At 70.7% G+C, this 15,858-nt stretch carries 18 protein-coding genes and 1 pseudogene; 2 read left to right on the top strand and 17 right to left on the bottom strand.

The window, feature by feature from the left end; all coding sequences use genetic code 11:
• Positions 1 to 66: 66 nt before the first annotated feature.
• A complete protein-coding gene (locus BS75_RS27265; RefSeq protein WP_231607905.1) occupies positions 67 to 501 on the top strand; it encodes a DUF4234 domain-containing protein in 435 nt (144 codons plus the stop codon).
• A 57-nt stretch (positions 502 to 558) separates the two neighbouring features.
• On the opposite strand, the gene BS75_RS27260 is transcribed toward BS75_RS27265, so the two are convergent.
• The 16 genes and pseudogenes from BS75_RS27260 to proS all read right to left on the bottom strand — a co-directional run bounded on the left by BS75_RS27260 (position 559) and on the right by proS (position 12,850).
• Positions 559 to 2,109 (bottom strand): recombinase family protein, encoded by a 1,551-nt coding sequence (locus BS75_RS27260; RefSeq protein WP_081982611.1) that lies wholly within the window; start codon positions 2,107 to 2,109, stop codon positions 559 to 561.
• A 39-nt stretch (positions 2,110 to 2,148) separates the two neighbouring features.
• Positions 2,149 to 2,403, bottom strand: a pseudogene (locus tag BS75_RS27255) (magnesium chelatase domain-containing protein); the annotation flags it as partial.
• 1 nt (position 2,404) lies between these two features.
• Positions 2,405 to 2,776: a YraN family protein gene (locus BS75_RS27250; RefSeq protein WP_034090140.1), complete on the bottom strand. Its 372-nt coding sequence runs from the start codon at positions 2,774 to 2,776 to the stop codon at positions 2,405 to 2,407.
• 166 nt (positions 2,777 to 2,942) lie between these two features.
• On the bottom strand, positions 2,943 to 3,269 hold the full coding sequence (locus BS75_RS27245; protein ID WP_034090139.1) for a DUF2469 domain-containing protein: 327 nt from the start codon (positions 3,267 to 3,269) through the stop codon (positions 2,943 to 2,945).
• Positions 3,270 to 3,282: 13 nt separating this feature from the next.
• Positions 3,283 to 3,855, bottom strand: a complete 573-nt coding sequence (locus BS75_RS27240) for an NUDIX hydrolase (protein ID WP_042437355.1) — start codon at positions 3,853 to 3,855, stop codon at positions 3,283 to 3,285.
• 19 nt (positions 3,856 to 3,874) lie between these two features.
• A complete protein-coding gene (gene lepB / locus BS75_RS27235) occupies positions 3,875 to 4,633 on the bottom strand; it encodes a signal peptidase I (protein ID WP_042437354.1) in 759 nt (252 codons plus the stop codon).
• A 115-nt stretch (positions 4,634 to 4,748) separates the two neighbouring features.
• Positions 4,749 to 5,795 (bottom strand): signal peptidase I, encoded by a 1,047-nt coding sequence (gene lepB, locus BS75_RS27230; protein WP_081982610.1) that lies wholly within the window; start codon positions 5,793 to 5,795, stop codon positions 4,749 to 4,751.
• Positions 5,796 to 5,899: 104 nt separating this feature from the next.
• Positions 5,900 to 6,874, bottom strand: a complete 975-nt coding sequence (gene lepB, locus BS75_RS27225) for a signal peptidase I (protein WP_034090138.1) — start codon at positions 6,872 to 6,874, stop codon at positions 5,900 to 5,902.
• The gene (lepB, locus tag BS75_RS27220; protein WP_042437353.1) at positions 6,867 to 7,589 is read right to left on the bottom strand and encodes a signal peptidase I; all 723 of its coding nucleotides are present in this window, start codon (positions 7,587 to 7,589) and stop codon (positions 6,867 to 6,869) included. Before lepB (BS75_RS27220) ends, lepB (BS75_RS27225) begins: the two co-directional genes overlap by 8 nt.
• A 35-nt stretch (positions 7,590 to 7,624) precedes the next feature.
• A complete protein-coding gene (rplS, locus tag BS75_RS27215; RefSeq protein ID WP_034090137.1) occupies positions 7,625 to 7,975 on the bottom strand; it encodes a 50S ribosomal protein L19 in 351 nt (116 codons plus the stop codon).
• Positions 7,976 to 8,138: 163 nt separating this feature from the next.
• On the bottom strand, positions 8,139 to 8,963 hold the full coding sequence (trmD, locus tag BS75_RS27210) for a tRNA (guanosine(37)-N1)-methyltransferase TrmD (RefSeq protein WP_034090136.1): 825 nt from the start codon (positions 8,961 to 8,963) through the stop codon (positions 8,139 to 8,141).
• A 13-nt stretch (positions 8,964 to 8,976) separates the two neighbouring features.
• Complete coding sequence (rimM, locus tag BS75_RS27205) at positions 8,977 to 9,528, bottom strand: ribosome maturation factor RimM (RefSeq protein ID WP_034090135.1); 552 nt, start codon at positions 9,526 to 9,528, stop codon at positions 8,977 to 8,979.
• 83 nt (positions 9,529 to 9,611) lie between these two features.
• On the bottom strand, positions 9,612 to 9,851 hold the full coding sequence (locus tag BS75_RS27200; protein ID WP_034090134.1) for an RNA-binding protein: 240 nt from the start codon (positions 9,849 to 9,851) through the stop codon (positions 9,612 to 9,614).
• A gap of 4 nt (positions 9,852 to 9,855) precedes the next feature.
• The gene (rpsP, locus tag BS75_RS27195) at positions 9,856 to 10,296 is read right to left on the bottom strand and encodes a 30S ribosomal protein S16 (RefSeq protein ID WP_034090133.1); all 441 of its coding nucleotides are present in this window, start codon (positions 10,294 to 10,296) and stop codon (positions 9,856 to 9,858) included.
• Between the two features lie 240 nt (positions 10,297 to 10,536).
• Positions 10,537 to 11,139, bottom strand: a complete 603-nt coding sequence (locus BS75_RS27190) for a hypothetical protein (RefSeq protein WP_034090132.1) — start codon at positions 11,137 to 11,139, stop codon at positions 10,537 to 10,539.
• 298 nt (positions 11,140 to 11,437) lie between these two features.
• A complete protein-coding gene (gene proS / locus BS75_RS27185; RefSeq protein ID WP_034090131.1) occupies positions 11,438 to 12,850 on the bottom strand; it encodes a proline--tRNA ligase in 1,413 nt (470 codons plus the stop codon).
• Positions 12,851 to 13,090: 240 nt separating this feature from the next.
• Between proS and BS75_RS27180 the strand changes: the two genes are divergently transcribed.
• Positions 13,091 to 13,915 (top strand): class I SAM-dependent methyltransferase, encoded by an 825-nt coding sequence (locus BS75_RS27180; RefSeq protein WP_034090130.1) that lies wholly within the window; start codon positions 13,091 to 13,093, stop codon positions 13,913 to 13,915.
• Between the two features lie 5 nt (positions 13,916 to 13,920).
• On the opposite strand, the gene ftsH is transcribed toward BS75_RS27180, so the two are convergent.
• Positions 13,921 to 15,852, bottom strand: coding sequence for an ATP-dependent zinc metalloprotease FtsH (ftsH, locus tag BS75_RS27175; RefSeq protein ID WP_034090129.1), 1,932 nt, complete (start codon positions 15,850 to 15,852; stop codon positions 13,921 to 13,923).
• Between the last annotated feature and the right edge of the window lie 6 nt (positions 15,853 to 15,858).

Raw genomic sequence — 15,858 nt, 5'->3', positions numbered from 1 at the left:
ACACATCATCTCCACGAGGCTGAAACTCTGGCGCCCCCACCAATCCAGACGCCAGGGAGCATCCACGTGACGAAACCCATCCCCGACCAGCTCGCCCCCACCACTGGGCTCGCGATGAAGCGCCGGGGCCCCGTCGCCGTCTGGCTGGGCCTGCCGCTGATCACCCTTGGGATCTACCACCTCGTCTGGTACTACAAGATCCACCGCGAGCTGCGGGACTACGACCGCCGGCTGAGCCTCAGCCCCGGCGGCAGCACGATGGTCCTGATCTTCCTGGGATGGACGCTCATCGCCCCACTGGTCTCGTACAACAACACCGGAAAGGCCATCGCGAGAGCACAGAAGGCCGCTGGCCTGCCTGAGACGTGCAGCCCGGCAGTCTGCTGGCTGCTGACTTTCGTGTTCGGCCTGAACATCTGGTACATGCAGAAGCAGCTCAACCTCGTCGTGGACGCCTACCAGGGGGCGCAGCCGGGCACTGAGGTGAAGCTGGCGGCTTGAGCAAGCGCATAGAGAATGCCCCGCCGGATTGATCCGGAGCGGGGCATTCTGGCCTTTCTACTGCGGCGGCTTCCAGTCGATCGAGATCGTCGAGGCGTCGAAGTACGAGCCGTGCTCGTTCGGGTCCGTCGGCGGCTTCCAGCCCGGCGGTCGGCCGCGCCGTGCCCGATTGATCGTCACCGTGCACAGGGCATCCAGGATCGCGCGCCTCTTGTCCAGGTGCAGACCCGGCCACACCGTCTCCATCTCGCTCGTCCCGAGCGGCAGGCTGGCCAACACGCTCGACGATGCCCGGCCAGCCATCTTCGCCGCCAGCTCGTTCAACCGGCCCCTCGTCTTCGCCGTCGCGTCCAAAAACTGCTTCCTCGTGATCCGGTCGGCGTCGTAGTCCTCGGTGTGGTTGTCCAGCTTGGACCGCAGCAGGTTCATGCGCGCGTCGAGGTCCGCTTGAGGCTCCGCGCTCGGCACGGGCTTGAGGTGCAGTTCTGCGGCGTCGGGGCGGGACAGGCGGGCGACGACCACCCGCTCGATGTAGGAGTCCAGCGCAGGCGCGTCCCGGATGACGTGACGGGGCGTGTCACACCGATACGCCGGCCGATGCGTCCGGCCGCCCTCAGCGGCCTTCCTGACCCCTCCGACGCCCGTACTGGACCCGCGGACCGCCTGCCCGCAGAAGCATCGGTAGAGGCCGCTACCGAGCCACACGCGCCCGTTCCCGGTCGTGGTGCGACGGGAGGGGTCCTTGAGGATCGCGACGCACGTACGCCACTCCTCCTCGGACACGATGCCCTCCCATGCGGCCTTCCCCGCGATCTCGGAACGCTTGCTGCCGTCCTTCTCTTTGACGGTCACTTCGAGGAGCCCGCAGTTCCTGCCACGCAAGAGCATCTTGCGCAATTCCTCGGGCTTCCACTCGCGCGAGGTCGGCTCACCTTTCGTACCGTCTTCCTGCCGGAAGCGGCGTGGCACCGTGCGGACGCCTTGCTCGGCGAGGGTCCGGCAGATGCTGCGCAGACTCTCGCCGCCGATGATGGCACCGGTGGCGAAGCGGATCCAGCGGGCTTCGTCCTCGACGATGTCGACACCGTTCGCAGCGAACCCAAACGGCCTCGGCCCGCCCCTGTACAGACCCTGGGTTACGGCGTCGGCCTTGGCCGCGAGGACCCTCTCGCTGATCTCCTCGGACTCCCCCTGCGCATCGACAGCAGCGCGCCGGGCGTCTTTCCGGCCTTCGGCTGTCGACAAGTTGAACCGTCCCTGGTTGATGGTCTCGACCCGGATGTCCCTCTCGGTGATCAGGTCGAAGAACTCAAACGCGTCCTTGATCTGCCTATACAACCGCTTCGGCGACAAGGCGAGAACCGCGTCGGCCTCCCCGCTGCGGAGCATCTCCAACATCTGCTCGTACTTCGGGCGCGGCTTGCCGGAGTACGCCGAGAGGTCGTTCTCGACCAGGACGAGGACCACGTCCCAGCCGTTGCGGTCGGCACGCTTGCGGCAGTCGCGCTCCTGGCGTTCGACGCCGGCGCGCACTCCCTCCGGGTCCGAGCTGATTCGGCAGTAGATGATCACGCGGAGGCGGGATGCTGGGAGCGAAGAGAGCGTCATGGTCCTACAGGCTATGCCTTAAAAGAGTCTAGGTCTATCTATTGACAGGTCGAAGCCGCTGCCGCTCTTCGGCACCGAGGCGGGCGAGAGCCCGACGGTGAGTTTGCGCTGGGGCCACTTCTCCCCCGAGTTGACCACCGCGGCTCGCACCCGGTCCCGGGCCTCGCTCAGGGCCTTGTCCGGCAGCCCGACGATGGTGAAGGCGGAGACCCCCGGCTCCAGGTCGGCCTGGACCTCGACCACGACGCCGTCGACGCCGAGCAGGGCGACCGAGCCGGTGTGGGCGAAGGCCATCTCAACCCACCGCCCCGGGCAGGTGGGACACCCGGGCCGGGCCCCGGCGTCCGTGCACCACGCAGAGCAGGTCCAGCCGGACGCCGCCGGGCGGCGGCGGTCCGCTCCAGCGCTCGGCGAGCCAGCGTTCGGCCAGGGCGGCCAGCCGGGCGGCCTTGACCGCGTCCACGGCCTCGGTCGGGCTCTGGATGCCGTCCTCGGTGCGGGTCTTCACCTCGCAGACGGCCAGGGTGTCGCCGTCCAGGGCGACGATGTCCAGCTCCCCGGCCCGGCAGCGCCAGTTGCGTTCCAGCACGGTGAGTCCGGCGGCGGCCAGGTGGCGGGCGGCGGCGTCCTCCCCGTAGCGGCCGAGGGCCTGTGTGCGCGCGGTCATCGCGATCACCTCCGGTACCGGACTCTGCCGTGACCGGGGGTGCCGGGCGAGGGGCGCCGAGGGATCTGTGGACAACCCGGGGCTGTGCATAAGTCCGCCGCCCGAACGGGTGGGTTCGGGCGGCGGAGTGTTGACACTTGGACGGTCCGGTCCGGCCGGACGCCGGTCAGGGCCCGAAGCCGGCCTCGTCGGAGGGCAGCTCCAGGTCGCTCTTGGCGAGCTCCTCGACGTTGACGTCCTTGAAGGTCAGCACCCTGACCTTGCGGACGAAGCGAGCCGGTCGGTACATGTCCCAGACCCAGGCGTCCGCCATCGACACCTCGAAGAACACCTCGCCCTGGACCGAGTGGACCTGCAACTCGTAGTCATTGGTGAGGTAGAAGCGGCGCTCGGTCTCGATCACGAACTTGAACAGCCCGACGACGTCGCGGTACTCCCGGTAGAGCTTGAGCTCCATCTCGGTCTCGTACTTTTCGAGGTCCTCGGCACTCATCCCCACGTTCCCCTCAGCTGTGCGTATGTTCGTCCATTGTGGACCACGGGGCGGGAGGCGAGAGCCTTACCGGCACGGCGGGCGCCCCCTCCTTCAGCAGACCGGTCAGCAGCCCGGCCAGGGCCTCCGGGTAGACCGTCTCGGCGGTGTCCCGGAGCTCGGCGGCGGACCACCAGCGCAGCCCGTCGGTACTGCGGCGTTCCAGGTCGGTCTGGCCCGAGGTGTCGGTCCCGGTGGTGCCGGTGCGGGCCAGGAAGTACCACTCGTCCTGCTCGAAGCTGCGGCCGTCGAAGGCGAAGGCGCTGCTGCGCCGGGCCACCAGCGGGCCGAGCGCCACCTCGGTGATGCCGGTCTCCTCCTCCACTTCGCGCAGGGCGGCGGTGTGCAGGTCCTCGCCGGTCTCCACGCCTCCGCCCGGGGTGAACCACCACTGCCGGGCCGGGTCGAGCGGGTCGAAGCCGTGCAGCAGCAGGATCCGGTCGGCCGGGTCCAGCAGCAGCACCCGGGCGGCGCGGCGGCGGAGCACGTCCGCCCGGCCGCCTGTCGCCGGCCCCGGCCCCGGCCCCGTCGATCCTGTCTCTGTCATCGCCGATCCCTCGTCCCGGTCAGGTCCGGCGGCTCCGCAGCCGTCGCACCAGTCCCCCGAAGGTACCCAGTGCGGCGGTCAGCAACACCAGGGCCCCGCCGCCGAGGGTGGTCCAGGTGAGCAGGGAGAGCGGTCCCGGGGTGCTCGCGTCCCGGCCGGGCAGGGCGTCGAAGGCGCTGGTCCGGGTGAGCGCCCGGGTGTCGCCGAGCGGCCAGACGACGCCGTCGACCCGACCGACCACCTGGTCGGCGGCCACGGTTCCCCCGTCGATGGCCAGGTGCACCCGGGAGTCCTGGGAGACCGGGCGGTTGTCACCGAGCAGGAAGAGCCGCCCCGGCGGGACGGTGACGTCGAACGTCCCGCTGCCGGCCGAGCCGCCCGCCCCGGGCTGGAGGTAGGGCTCGGTGACCGGGTGGCCGTCGACCGTGATCCGGCCCCGGGTGTCGCAGCAGGCCACGGTGTCGCCACCGACCGCGACCACCCGCTTCACCAGGTCGCTGCCCTCCCACTGCGGGTCGTTGAAGACCACGATGTCGCCGCGGCCGATGTCGCCGGCCTTGACCGGATGCGCCAGCACCACGTCCCCGGGCCGGACGGTCGGCTGCATGGAGTCGGTCGGGACGCTGTAGGGGCGGTACATGACGGCGAGCAGCGCGAAGCCGCCGACCATCGCCAGCAGCCCGACGGTGATGCCGACCGCCTGGAGCACCCCGCCCGGCGTGAACCGGCGGCGCGGGGAGCCCACCGCCGTGCCGGGATCCTGCTCGGTGACCGCCATGGGCTCTCCCGTTCTCGCGTGCCCATGCGAAGGGCCGCAGGACGTCCCCGCATGCTACTGAGGAGTACTGCGGCCCTGGCAAGAGCGGAGGGGGTAAGACCTGGGAACCGGGGGGTCAGCCGCGCTTGCGCCGGGCGCGGCGCAGCCGGCCCTTGCGGTAGAGGTAGGTCAGCGGGATCGCGCCGATCAGTCCCGCCGCAGCGGGCTCGTTGAGCATCGCCGCGCCGACCGCGCCGACCGGACCCGAGGCCGAGACCGCGGACTGGTTGCCGATGCCGGACTGGCTGAAGGTCGAGGGGATCGACAGCAGTGACCAGTGCGAGAACGGCCAGGCCACCACGATGGCGCGGCCGACGACGTCACTGTCCGGTACCGAGCCGCCGCCCGGCTCGTCCATGTGGTAACGGGAGTCGAGCGAGTCGTTGCGGTGGTCGCCCATCACCCAGATCGAGTTGGCCGGGACCTTCAGCGGACCGAAGTTCTTGTCGCCGCAGGGGGTCGCCCCCGGGTAGATGTAAGGCTCGGTCAGCGCCTTGCCGTTGACGTAGACCGGACCGGTGCCGCTGCAGCTGACGGTGTCTCCGCCGACCGCGATCACCCGCTTGATCAGGTCCTTCTCATTGGCGGCCGGCATCAGGCCGATCCAGCTGAGGCCGTCCTGGATGCCGCGGATGAAGGCGTTGCTGCTCTGCGCCGTGTTGGGCTCGTCGGCCAGCCAGTCGCCCGGGTCGTGGAAGACCACGACCTCGCCCCGGGAGGGCTTGTCGCCGAAGTGCGGCGTCAACTTGTCCACCAGTACCCGGTCGCCGATCTGGAGAGTGTTCTCCATCGACCCCGAGGGAATGGAGAACGCCTGCACCAGGAAGGTCTTGATCAGCAGCGCCAGGACCAGCGCCACCACGACCAGGATCGGCAGCTCCTTCCAGAAGGAGCGTTGCTTCTTGGGCTGCTTGCCGCCCTTGTCGTCGTCGCCGCCACCGTCGTCGCCGCCCGGCCCCCTCGGGCCGTCCACGTCGTCCCCGTGGGGGTCCGCCGCCGGTCGCCCGGTCTGATCGCTGCCTGATTCCGCGCGCCCTGAGTCGTCCACGGACTCCACGGTACGGCCGCCGGAATCCTCGGGCTCACCGACACCGGACTGGGCACCGATCGCGAGATCCCCCACGTCGCCTCCTTACTGCCGTGCGGACGGCTCGCGTCCGCGTTCGTCACCACTGTTGTCAGGCGCTGCTGTTCTGCCGGCCGTGCTGCCAGAACTGGCCTCCGCGGTCAGCCGCGCCGCGAACGGCGCCGGCTCCGGAAGCGGGAGACAGTCGCAGCCACACCCATAACGAGCGGAAGTTCCGCAGGAATCGGGACGAGTGCTGCTGCGGACGATACTTGACGAAGGCTTTGTCCGACCGCCGTCCCCGCCGCACTCGGCGCACCGGTGTGCGGCACCGGCAGCGTCCGCCAGTGGGACACCGGCCAGACCACCGCCACGGCCCGTCCGACCACGTCCTTCTCCGGAACGAAGCCGCCGGTGGCATCGGTCATGTGGTAGCGCGAGTCGGCGGAGATGTCGCGGTGGTCGCCCATCACCCACAACTTCCCGGCCGGAACCGTGACTTTGAAGGTGATCCGGGAGGGCGGATTTCCGGGAAACACATAGGACTCATTCAGGGGCGCGCCGTTGACGGTCACGCGCCCCTGGCTGTCGCAGCAGGCGACGGTGTCGCCCGGAACGCCGATGACCCGCTTGATCAGGTCCCGGTCCGAGGGCAGCAGCCCGACGAAGGTGAAGGCGGACTTGATCGCGCCGACCACCGCGTTGTCCTTGGGCACCGGGTCGTCCGCGAGCCAGTTGTCCGGGTCGTTGAAGACGATCACCTCGCCGCGCTGCGGCTTCCAGCCGAACCAGGGTGAGAACTTGTCGACCACCACCCGGTCGCCGATCGCGATGGTGTTCTGCATCGACCCCGAGGGGATGGAGAACACCTGGACCAGGAAGGTCTGCAGCAGCAAGGTGATCACCAGGGCGACCGCGACGATCAGCGGGACCTCGCGCAGCAGCGAGCGCTGCCGGCGCCGGTGCGCCCGCTTGGCGGCGCGCCTGCGCTCCGCCCGCCCGCGCTCGGCCCGGCTCCCGGGCTCGCCGGCTCTGCCGCCGGAGGAGCCCGCACCGGCCCCGTCCTCCTCGGCTATGCCCCCGGCGTCCTCGCCGGACGTGCGCTCCGGTGCCCCGTGCCGCCCCCTGCTACCCACGTACGGCACCCTTCCGCAGCTCCGGATCCAGCACGGCGAAGATCTGCGGACGGTCCACCGAGCGCCAGTCGCCGATCGGGTACACCACCCAGTCGACTCGACCAATCACTTTGTCGACCGGAACAAAGCCGCCGCCGGGGTCGCCGAGGTGGTCACGTGAGTCACGTGACACCGAACGGTGATCGCCCAGCACGAACAGTGTGCCCGAAGGGACCTTGATGGAGAAGGGGACCAGGGAGGGTGCGTCGCCGGGGAAGAGGTAGTCGGACTCGTTCAGCGGAACCCCGTCCACGCTGACCCGGCCCTTGGCGTCGCAGCAGGTCACCGTGTCCCCACCGACGCCGATCACCCGCTTCACGAAGTCGTTTCCCGAGCTGTCCTCGGGGTCCGCCGAGTTCTCGGTGATGAAGGAGCCGCGGCCGTCGAAGACCACCACGTCGCCGCGCTGGGGCGAGCCGAATCGATAGGCCAGTTTATCGACAATGACTCGGTCGCCGACCTTCAGCGTGGGCTCCATCGAGCCGCTGGGGATCGAGAAGGGCTGCGCCACGAAGGTGGTCACCAGGAACAGCACCAGCGCGCAGACGACGCCCAGCAGCAGCACGTCCCGCGCCAGCCCGCGCACGACGGAGGACCGCGACCCGCCCTCCGGTTCGGCCTGGTCGGCCGGTACGGGAGGGGAGTCGCGGTCCTCGTGCGCAGTGTGGGTTTCCATCGCCGCAGTAGCTTAGGGCACCGCGGTAAGGAAACTCAGCGGTCGCGCTTCTCCTTGATCTTCGCGGCCTTGCCGCGCAGCTCACGGAGGTAGTAGAGCTTGGCGCGACGGACGGCGCCGCGGGTCACGACCTCGATCTTCTCGACGATCGGGGTGTGCACCGGGAAGGTGCGCTCCACGCCGACGTTGAAGCTGACCTTGCGGACCGTGAAGGTCTCGCGGATGCCGTCGCCCTGACGGCGGACGACAACGCCCTTGAACTGCTGCACACGGGAGCGGCTGCCCTCGATGACGCGGACGTGGACGTTGACGGTGTCGCCCGGGCGGAAGGCCGGGATGTCGGTGCGGACCGAGGCCGCGTCGACAGCACTGAGCAGGTTGCTCATGATTGTCTCCATCGCAGGCGCCACGGGCCACCCACGGAATATCGAGTGAAAGGGGTTGCGCTGTGTGTCGCCCGGTTGGCGGCGTCTCCCCCGTGGCAGGGGCACCGGACCGGCTCAACCGACCGGGGGTCGGTGGGAGCGGCCGAGGACAGGCAGCAGCCGCCTATTCTTCCACACCGATCGGCCTGCGCCTAAACCGCCCGCTCGGCTCGTCCCAGTGGACGCCCAGTCCGGCCAGCGCCTTGAGGTCGTGCTTGTCCATCGCCGCCCGGTCCCAGCGCTCGACCAGGTCGGGGCGCATGGCCAGGGTGCGGGCGAACGCCTGCTCCCGGCGCCAGCGGGCGATCAGCCCGTGGTTGCCGCTGAGCAGCACCTCCGGCACCGGGCGGTCGCGCCACTCGGCCGGCTTGGTGTAGACCGGGCCCTCCAGCAGGTCCGCCATCCGGCCCGGGGCGAAGGAGTCGTCCTGGTGGGACTCGGCGTTGCCGAGCACCCCGGGCAGCAGCCGGGCCACGGCCTCCACGATGACCAGCACCGCGACCTCGCCGCCGGCCAGCACGTAGTCGCCGATGGAGACCTCGACCACCGGCATCCGCTCGGCGGCGGCATCGATCACCCGGCGGTCGATGCCCTCGTACCGGGCCGGGGCGAAGGCCAGCCAGGGGCGTCCGGCCAGCTCCTGGGCCAGTGCCTGGGTGAACGGCCGGCCGCTGGGCGTCGGCACCACCAGGGTCGGCACCTCCCCGTCGGCCTCGCCGGCCGAGTCCACGATGCCGTCCAGGGCGGCGGCCCAGGGTTCGGGCTTCATCACCATGCCGGGCCCGCCCCCGTAGGGGGAGTCGTCCACCGTGCGGTGGACATCGCTGGTGTGCTCGCGCAGCCCGTGCAGCCGGACGTCGAGCAGCCCGCGCGCGCGGGCCTTGCCGACCAGCGAGACGTTCAGCGGCTCCAGGTACTCGGGAAAGATCGTGACGACGTCGATGCGCACCGGTCCGACGCTCCTACTCGGACTCGGCGGCGCGGTCGGACGCGACCTCGGCCGCGGCCGGGTCGAGCAGTCCGCGCGGCGGGGTGAGCACGATCCGGCGCAGCTCCAGGTCGACCTCGGGAACGATCTCGTGCACGAACGGGACCAGCACCTCGGTGCCGTCGTCGCGCTTGACCGCCAGCAGGTCCTGGGCCGGGAGGTGCAGCACCGAGGCGAGCTCGCCGACCCGGGCGCCGTCGGCGAGGACCACGTCCAGACCGATCAGCTGGTGGTCGTAGTACTCCTCCGGGTCGTCCGGCGTCTGCTCGGGGTCGACCTCGGCGATCAGCATGGTGCCGCGCAGGGCCTCGGCGCCGTTCCGGTCGTCGACGCCGACGAAGCGGAGCAGCAGCCGTCCGCTGTGCACCCGTCCCTCGGCGACGGTCAGCGGTCCGGCCGAGGCGGGGTCGGTGGCGAGCACCGCACCGGGGGCGAGCCGCAGTTCGGGCTCGTCGGTGCGTACCTCCACCGAGACCTGGCCCTTGATGCCGTGGGCCCGGCCGATCCGGGCGACGACGAGCTGCACGGTGATCGTTCTCCTAGGTGTGAAAAGGCTCGGGGCCGGTCGGGACATCATGTCCCGACCGGCCCCGAGTGGTGCCTTCTGATCTATCGCACGCCGTCGGCGTCGACCAGGTCGACCCGGACGCTACGACCGCCGAGAGCGGTGACCACGGTGCGCAGAGCACGCGCGGTACGGCCGCCCCGGCCGATGACCTTGCCGAGGTCCTCGGGGTGCACACGCACTTCGAGGATGCGGCCCCGGCGGAGCTCCCGCGAGTGGACCTGGACGTCGTCCGGGTTCTCGACGATGCCCTTCACCAGGTGTTCGAGGGCTTCCTCGAGCATTGAATCAGGCCTCGGTGGCGGGGGCGTCGGACTCGGCCGCGGCCTCGTCCTTCTTGTCCGACTTCTTGGCCTTCGGGGTGATCGCCACACCGGTGGTGGAGTCCTCGAAGCCGGCGACGGCCTTCGCGAACAGGTGCGAGAAGTCCGTGACCTTGGGCTCGGCGACCTTGAGCGGCGCCGGGGCCGGCAGGCCCTTGAACTGCTGCCAGTCACCGGTGAGCTTGAGGATCGCGAGCACGGCCTCGGTCGGCTGGGCGCCGACGCTCAGCCAGTACTGGGCGCGCTCGTTGTCGACCTTGATGATCGAGGGGTCGTAGGTCGGCTGGTAGATGCCGATCTCCTCGATCGCGCGACCGTCACGCTTGGTGCGGGCGTCGGCGACGACGATGCGGTAGTGCGGGGAGCGAATCTTGCCGAGACGCTTAAGCTTGATCTTGACTGCCACGGGAGTGGTTCTCCTGGATTTGACGTGGGTGAGCAGCCGTGCGATCCACGTGGGGTTGCGGCTGCGGGCTGCTCGACGGACACGTCAGCCGGAGGAGAGAGGGGTCCTGCTCGGCTGCCGAGTACTCAGCTGTCCATTCTGCCATAGGTCGGCCGCGCCAATTCCCGCCGGGGCGGCAACAGCGGTGCCGGCCGGCGGGCGACTGCGCCCATGCCCGCCGGAGCCGGGGGCGCGGCGACCTCAGGCGTTCGGAACTTCGACGATCCGGAAGGGCTGCCCGCAGGCACCGCAGACGATCGCTGCCTGGGCCAGCACCGAGGGCACGACCCGGACGTTGCGGCCGCAGTCGCAGACCGCCTTGACCCGGACGCCGCCACCGGAGGAGCCGTGCCGGGCGGACGGACCGCGGAAGCTGCGGACCCGGTCGGCTCCGGACCCTTCGGTCGCGGCGGTGTGCATGTCCAGCGCGCGCTGGAGCCGGTTGATGGTGTCCGCGTAGCGTTCCCGGGTCTCCGGCCGCAGCGTCACCAGCGAGAAGCCGCTGCTGGCATGCGGGTCGGCGGCGTGGTCCAGACCGAGCTCGTCGGCGAGGGCCAGGAAGCGGCGGTTGTGGTAGCGCCCGGCGCGCGAGGTGTCCCGGATGCCGCGGGCGGCGGCCAGTCCGTGGGCCGCTTCGTGCAGCAGGCGCTCGAAGCCCAACGCGGAACCGCACGCCGAGGAGGACTCCCCGATCAGCGATTCGGGTGCCGCGAGATTGGGCAGGTCGGTGTGGTGGCGCTGGATGTCGCCCCAGGCGAGGGCCAGCTCGGCTGCGAGGACCAGAGGTTGTTGTGTCGTGCTCACGCAAGGCCAAACGAGGGAAGGCCCCGCTGTGTTCCGGTGTCGGCGGGTTCACCACAAGTCATCCGACCGTCAAGGGGGCCCCGGTCCCGCCCCGACTCGGCCCGACACTTGCCCAAGACTTACCTGAAACCCGTCCCCACCAGCGACGATGCCCTGGGGAGCAGCGCCGAACGGCCTGGTCGGCCGCTCTCCGGAGGGAGGGCGGCCGACCAGGCCGTCTACGAAAATCGCTGGAGAAACGTCTCAGCCAATGAGACCGGGGGCCTCACCAGCCCCGGAGCCCCGGTGGGCGCCGACGTCAGTAGGCGCGGGCGACGATCGCCACATTGCCCGGCTGGTCGTCGGTCAACGGCACGGAGCCGTCCTCGGCGACGATGCAGCGGACCGACACGCCCTGCTCGGCGAGCTTGCGCTCGCCCTCGGGGCCGAGCTCGGCCCAGGACATCCGGCCCCAGCCGGTCGCCGCCGCCTCTACCGCCTCGTTCAGCCCGGTCACCTCGACCGTGCGGGACTCGCGGCGCTCGCGGGACTGGCGCAGCAGCGTCGCCTGGTCCTCCTCCAGCAGGCCGGGGACGGTCGCGGCCAGGGAGTCGGCCGGCACCGGCTCCTTCCCGCCCGGGATGCGTCGCACCATCATCGCGGTCCCGGCCTCCAGGTCGCGCGGGCCGACCTCGATCCGGATCGGCACGCCCTTGAGCTCCCAGTCCACGGCCCGGCGGCCGAAGGGGGTGTCGGTGCGGTCGTCGACCACGACCCGGACCCCGACGGCCTCCAGCTGTGCACCGATCTCGCGGACCTTGGCCAGCACCGCGTCCTCGCCCTTGATCGCCAGCACCACGACCTGGGTCGCGGCCAGCCGCGGCGGGACGCGCAGCCCGTTGTCGTCGCCGTGCGACATGATCAGGCCGCCGACCATCCGGGTGGAGCTGCCCCAGGAGGTCTGCCAGACGTACTCGCGCTCGCTGCCGTTGGACAGGAACTGGGTGTTGAACGCCTTGGCGAAGTTCTGGCCCAGCTCGTGGCTGGTGCCCATCTGCAGCGCCTTGCCGTCGCCCATCATCGATTCGAGGGTGAGGGTGTTGATCGCGCCCGCGAACCGCTCCTTGGCGGTCTTGCGGCCGAGCACCACGTCGATGCCGAGGACATTGGTCATGAAGTCGCCGTAGACGTCCGTGTGGATCATCGAGGCGTAAGCCCGGGCCTCCTCGTAGGTGGCGTGGGCCGTGTGGCCCTCCTGCCAGAGGAACTCGGTGGTGCGCAGGAAGATCCGGGGGCGCAGCTCCCAGCGGACGACGTTCGCCCACTGGTTGATCAGCAGCGGCAGGTCGCGGTGGCTCTGCACCCACTTGGAGAAGTACTCGTTGATGATGGTCTCGGAGGTGGGCCGGACGACGACCGGCTCCTCCAGCTCCTTGCCGCCACCGTGGGTGACCACGGCCAGCTCGGGGGCGAAGCCCTCGACGTGCTCGGCCTCACGGGTCAGATAAGACTGGGGGATGAACATCGGGAAGTAGGCGTTCTGCGCGCCCGCCTTCTTGATCCGTGCGTCCATCTCCTGCTGCATCCGCTCCCACAACGCGAAGCCGTACGGTCGGATGACCATGGTGCCGCGCACCGGACCGTTGTCGGCCAGTTCGGCCTTGTTGATCAGATCCTGGTACCAGCGGGGAAAATCGTCCGACTGGGGGGTGAGAACGGGAGCCTTTGCCATGGGGCGAATCGTATCCCGCCGCCGACGGCGCAGCGGAACACGCTGCGCCCCCGGCGCGCGACAGTGGGTGCTTTTGTCTGCGTCGGCACTCTGGACGCACGGGCGCGGGCGGAGTTGGCTGGAGACCGTGGGGCTCAGCGCGGGACGACCCTCACGTCCTTGCGGCAGGTCCGGATCGGAGGGGCCGGGGTGATGGCTTCCAGGTCAGTTACGAATGGCGCAGTGGTTACCAATGGTGCAGTGGCGCCGAACGGCGCAGCGGCGTCGAACGGCGCGCCCGCGCCGCGTACGCGGGCGCGGCAGCGGGCGCGGGACTGGGCCGAGATCCAGGAGCGGATGCTGGTCCCGCTGTACGAGGCGGTCTACCAGCGGTTGGAGGTCGGCCCCGCGACCAGCGTGCTCGGCCTGGGCTGCCGGTCCGGGCTGGCGCTGCTGCTGGCCGCCGCCCGGGGCGCGGAGGTGGTCGGACTCGAACCCGAGGCGGAGCTGCGCTCGCTGGCGCAGGACCGTTCGCTCCGGGTGCTGAGCGATGTCTACCGGGAGCTGTCGCCGGCCGGGGGCGCCGGATGGCATGCCCCCGCGCACTCGCTGGTGACCGCGTTCGAGCACCTGTCCTGCACCGCCGACCCGGCGGCGCTGGTACGGGACGCGGCGCGGCTGACGGTGCCGGGCGGGCACGTGGCGCTGGCGACCTGGGGTCCGTCGGAGCGCTGCCAGAGCACGGCCGTGCTCCAGGTCGCCCGGCGGCTCAGCGACCCGCTGCGGCGCGCCCGCTACGCGCCGTTCACGCTGAGCGAGCCCGGCGCGGTCGAGCGCCTGGTCGCCGACGCCGGGCTGCGGCTCGGCGGCGGCGGCCTGGTCTGCTGCCCCTTCGCCTACCCGGACCTGGACAGCGCGGTCCGCGGCCTGCTGGCGATGGGCGTCTTCGACGCGGCCGCGGACCACTCGGGCGAACGCCAGGTCCGCAAGGAGATCGCCGAGGCGCTGCACCCGTACCTGCGCGAGGACGGGTCGGTGCGGATGGAGAACGTCTTTCGCTACACGGTCGCGGAGCGGGTCGGCTAGGGCGGTCAGTTGCCGCCCTTGTGCATCCTCGGCATCCCCGCGGCGCGGTACGCGGCCTCCTCGTCCAGGGTCTCGTGCTCCATCAGCGCCGCGGCCAGCGCGTCCAGCTTGGGCCGGTACTCGGTCAGCTGACGGCACGCCGCCTCGTAGCACTCGGCGACGATGCGCCGGGCCTCGCCGTCGACCGCGTCGAGGGTCGCCGGGGCGGAGGAGAGTCCGTAGGGGGCCTGACTGTCGCCCGGGACCGCGGTGAGCCGGCCGACCTTCTCGCTCATCCCCCAGCGTCCGGCCATCCCCCGGGCGATGTAGGTGACCTGCTCCAGGTCACTCTCCGCGCCGGTGGTGATCACGCCGTAGACCACCTGCTCGGCGGCCATCCCGCCGAGCGCGCCGATGATCCGGGCGCGCAGGTACTCCTCGGTGTAGGAGTAGCGGTCGGCGTCCGGGGTGGACAGGGTGACGCCGAGGGCCCGGCCGCGCGGCACGATCGTGATCTTGCGCACCGGGTCGGCGCCCGGGTGCAGCATCCCCAGCAGGGCGTGGCCCGACTCGTGGTAGGCGGTACGGCGGCGCTCCTCGTCCGGCATGACCAGCGAGCGCTCCGCGCCCAGCTGCACCTTCTCCAGGGCGTCGGAGAACTCCCTGGCCCGGACCTCGGTCAGGCCGCGCTTCACCGCGAGCAGCGCCGCCTCGTTGGCCAGGTTGGCCAGGTCGGCGCCGGTCATCCCGGGGGTGGTCCGGGCGACCTGGTCCAGGTCGACGTCGGCGGCCAGCGGGATGTCCCGGGTGTGGATCCGGAGGATGGCGGCGCGGCCGGCCCGGTCCGGCGGGCTGACGGTGACCACCCGGTCGAAACGGCCGGGGCGGAGCAGCGCCGAGTCGAGGATCTCGGAGCGGTTGGTGGCGGCGATCACCACCACCCCCTCCGAGCCGGAGAAGCCGTCCATCTCGGTGAGGATCTGATTGAGCGTCTGCTCGCGCTCGTCGTGGCCGCCCATGGCATTGGCGCCGCGGGTTCGGCCGATGGTGTCGATCTCGTCGATGAAGATGATCGACGGGGCGACCTTGCGGGCCTCGGAGAACAGTTCCCTGACCCGGGAGGCGCCGACCCCGACGATCATCTCGATGAACTCGGAGGCGGAGGCCGAGAAGAACGGCACTCCCGCCTCGCCGGCCACGGCGCGGGCCAGCAGGGTCTTGCCGGTGCCGGGCGGACCGGCCAGCAGCACGCCGCCCGGCAGCTTGGCGCCCATGGCGCGGTAGGCCTGCGGGCGCTTGAGGAAGTCCACGACCTCGGTCAGCTCGGCCTTGACCTCGTCGATGCCGGCCACGTCGGCGAAGGTGGTGCGCCGGTCGTCGGCCCCGGGGGTGACCGGCTTCGGCGGCGCCTTCCTGGCCAGGCCGCCGAGGCCGCCGCCGGAGCTCATCCGCCGGGCGATCACCACCCAGAGCAGGACCAGCAGCAGCATCGGGGCGAGCGAGATCAGCAGGTTGACCAGCACACTGCGCTCGCGGATGACCGGCTCGGCGTCGACGGTGACGTTCTGCGCCACCAGTTCGGTCCAGAGGTCGTCGTCGGCGAAGACCGGCCGCTGGGTGGTGAAGGCGTTGTAGGTGCCCTTGCCGTTGTCGGGCTTGGGCTGGGCCGCCTTGAGCTTGCCCTGGATGGTGTCGCCCTTGGCGTAGATCTCGGAGATCTGGCCGGCCTTCAGCTGTTTGGTGAACTCCGTGTAGGTGACGCTGATGCTGTTCCCGCCGCCGGTGAACAGGTTCAGCAGCAGGTCCGCCACGAGGTAGGCGACCAGGGCCATCAGCACCAGGCTGATCCAGCCCCGGCGCGGCCCCGGCGCCTTGCCCGGTGGCTTCGGCGGCTGCGGGGCGCCCTCCGACCGCCACGGCTGGTCGGGGTTGCGGCGGGGCGGCACAGGAGTAGTCACAATTGT

It is taken from the genome of Streptacidiphilus albus JL83 (assembly GCF_000744705.1).
Classification (GTDB): domain Bacteria; phylum Actinomycetota; class Actinomycetes; order Streptomycetales; family Streptomycetaceae; genus Streptacidiphilus; species Streptacidiphilus albus.
The sequence above is the reverse complement of the archived record's forward strand: the minus strand, read 5'-3'. Positions and strand labels throughout refer to the sequence as shown.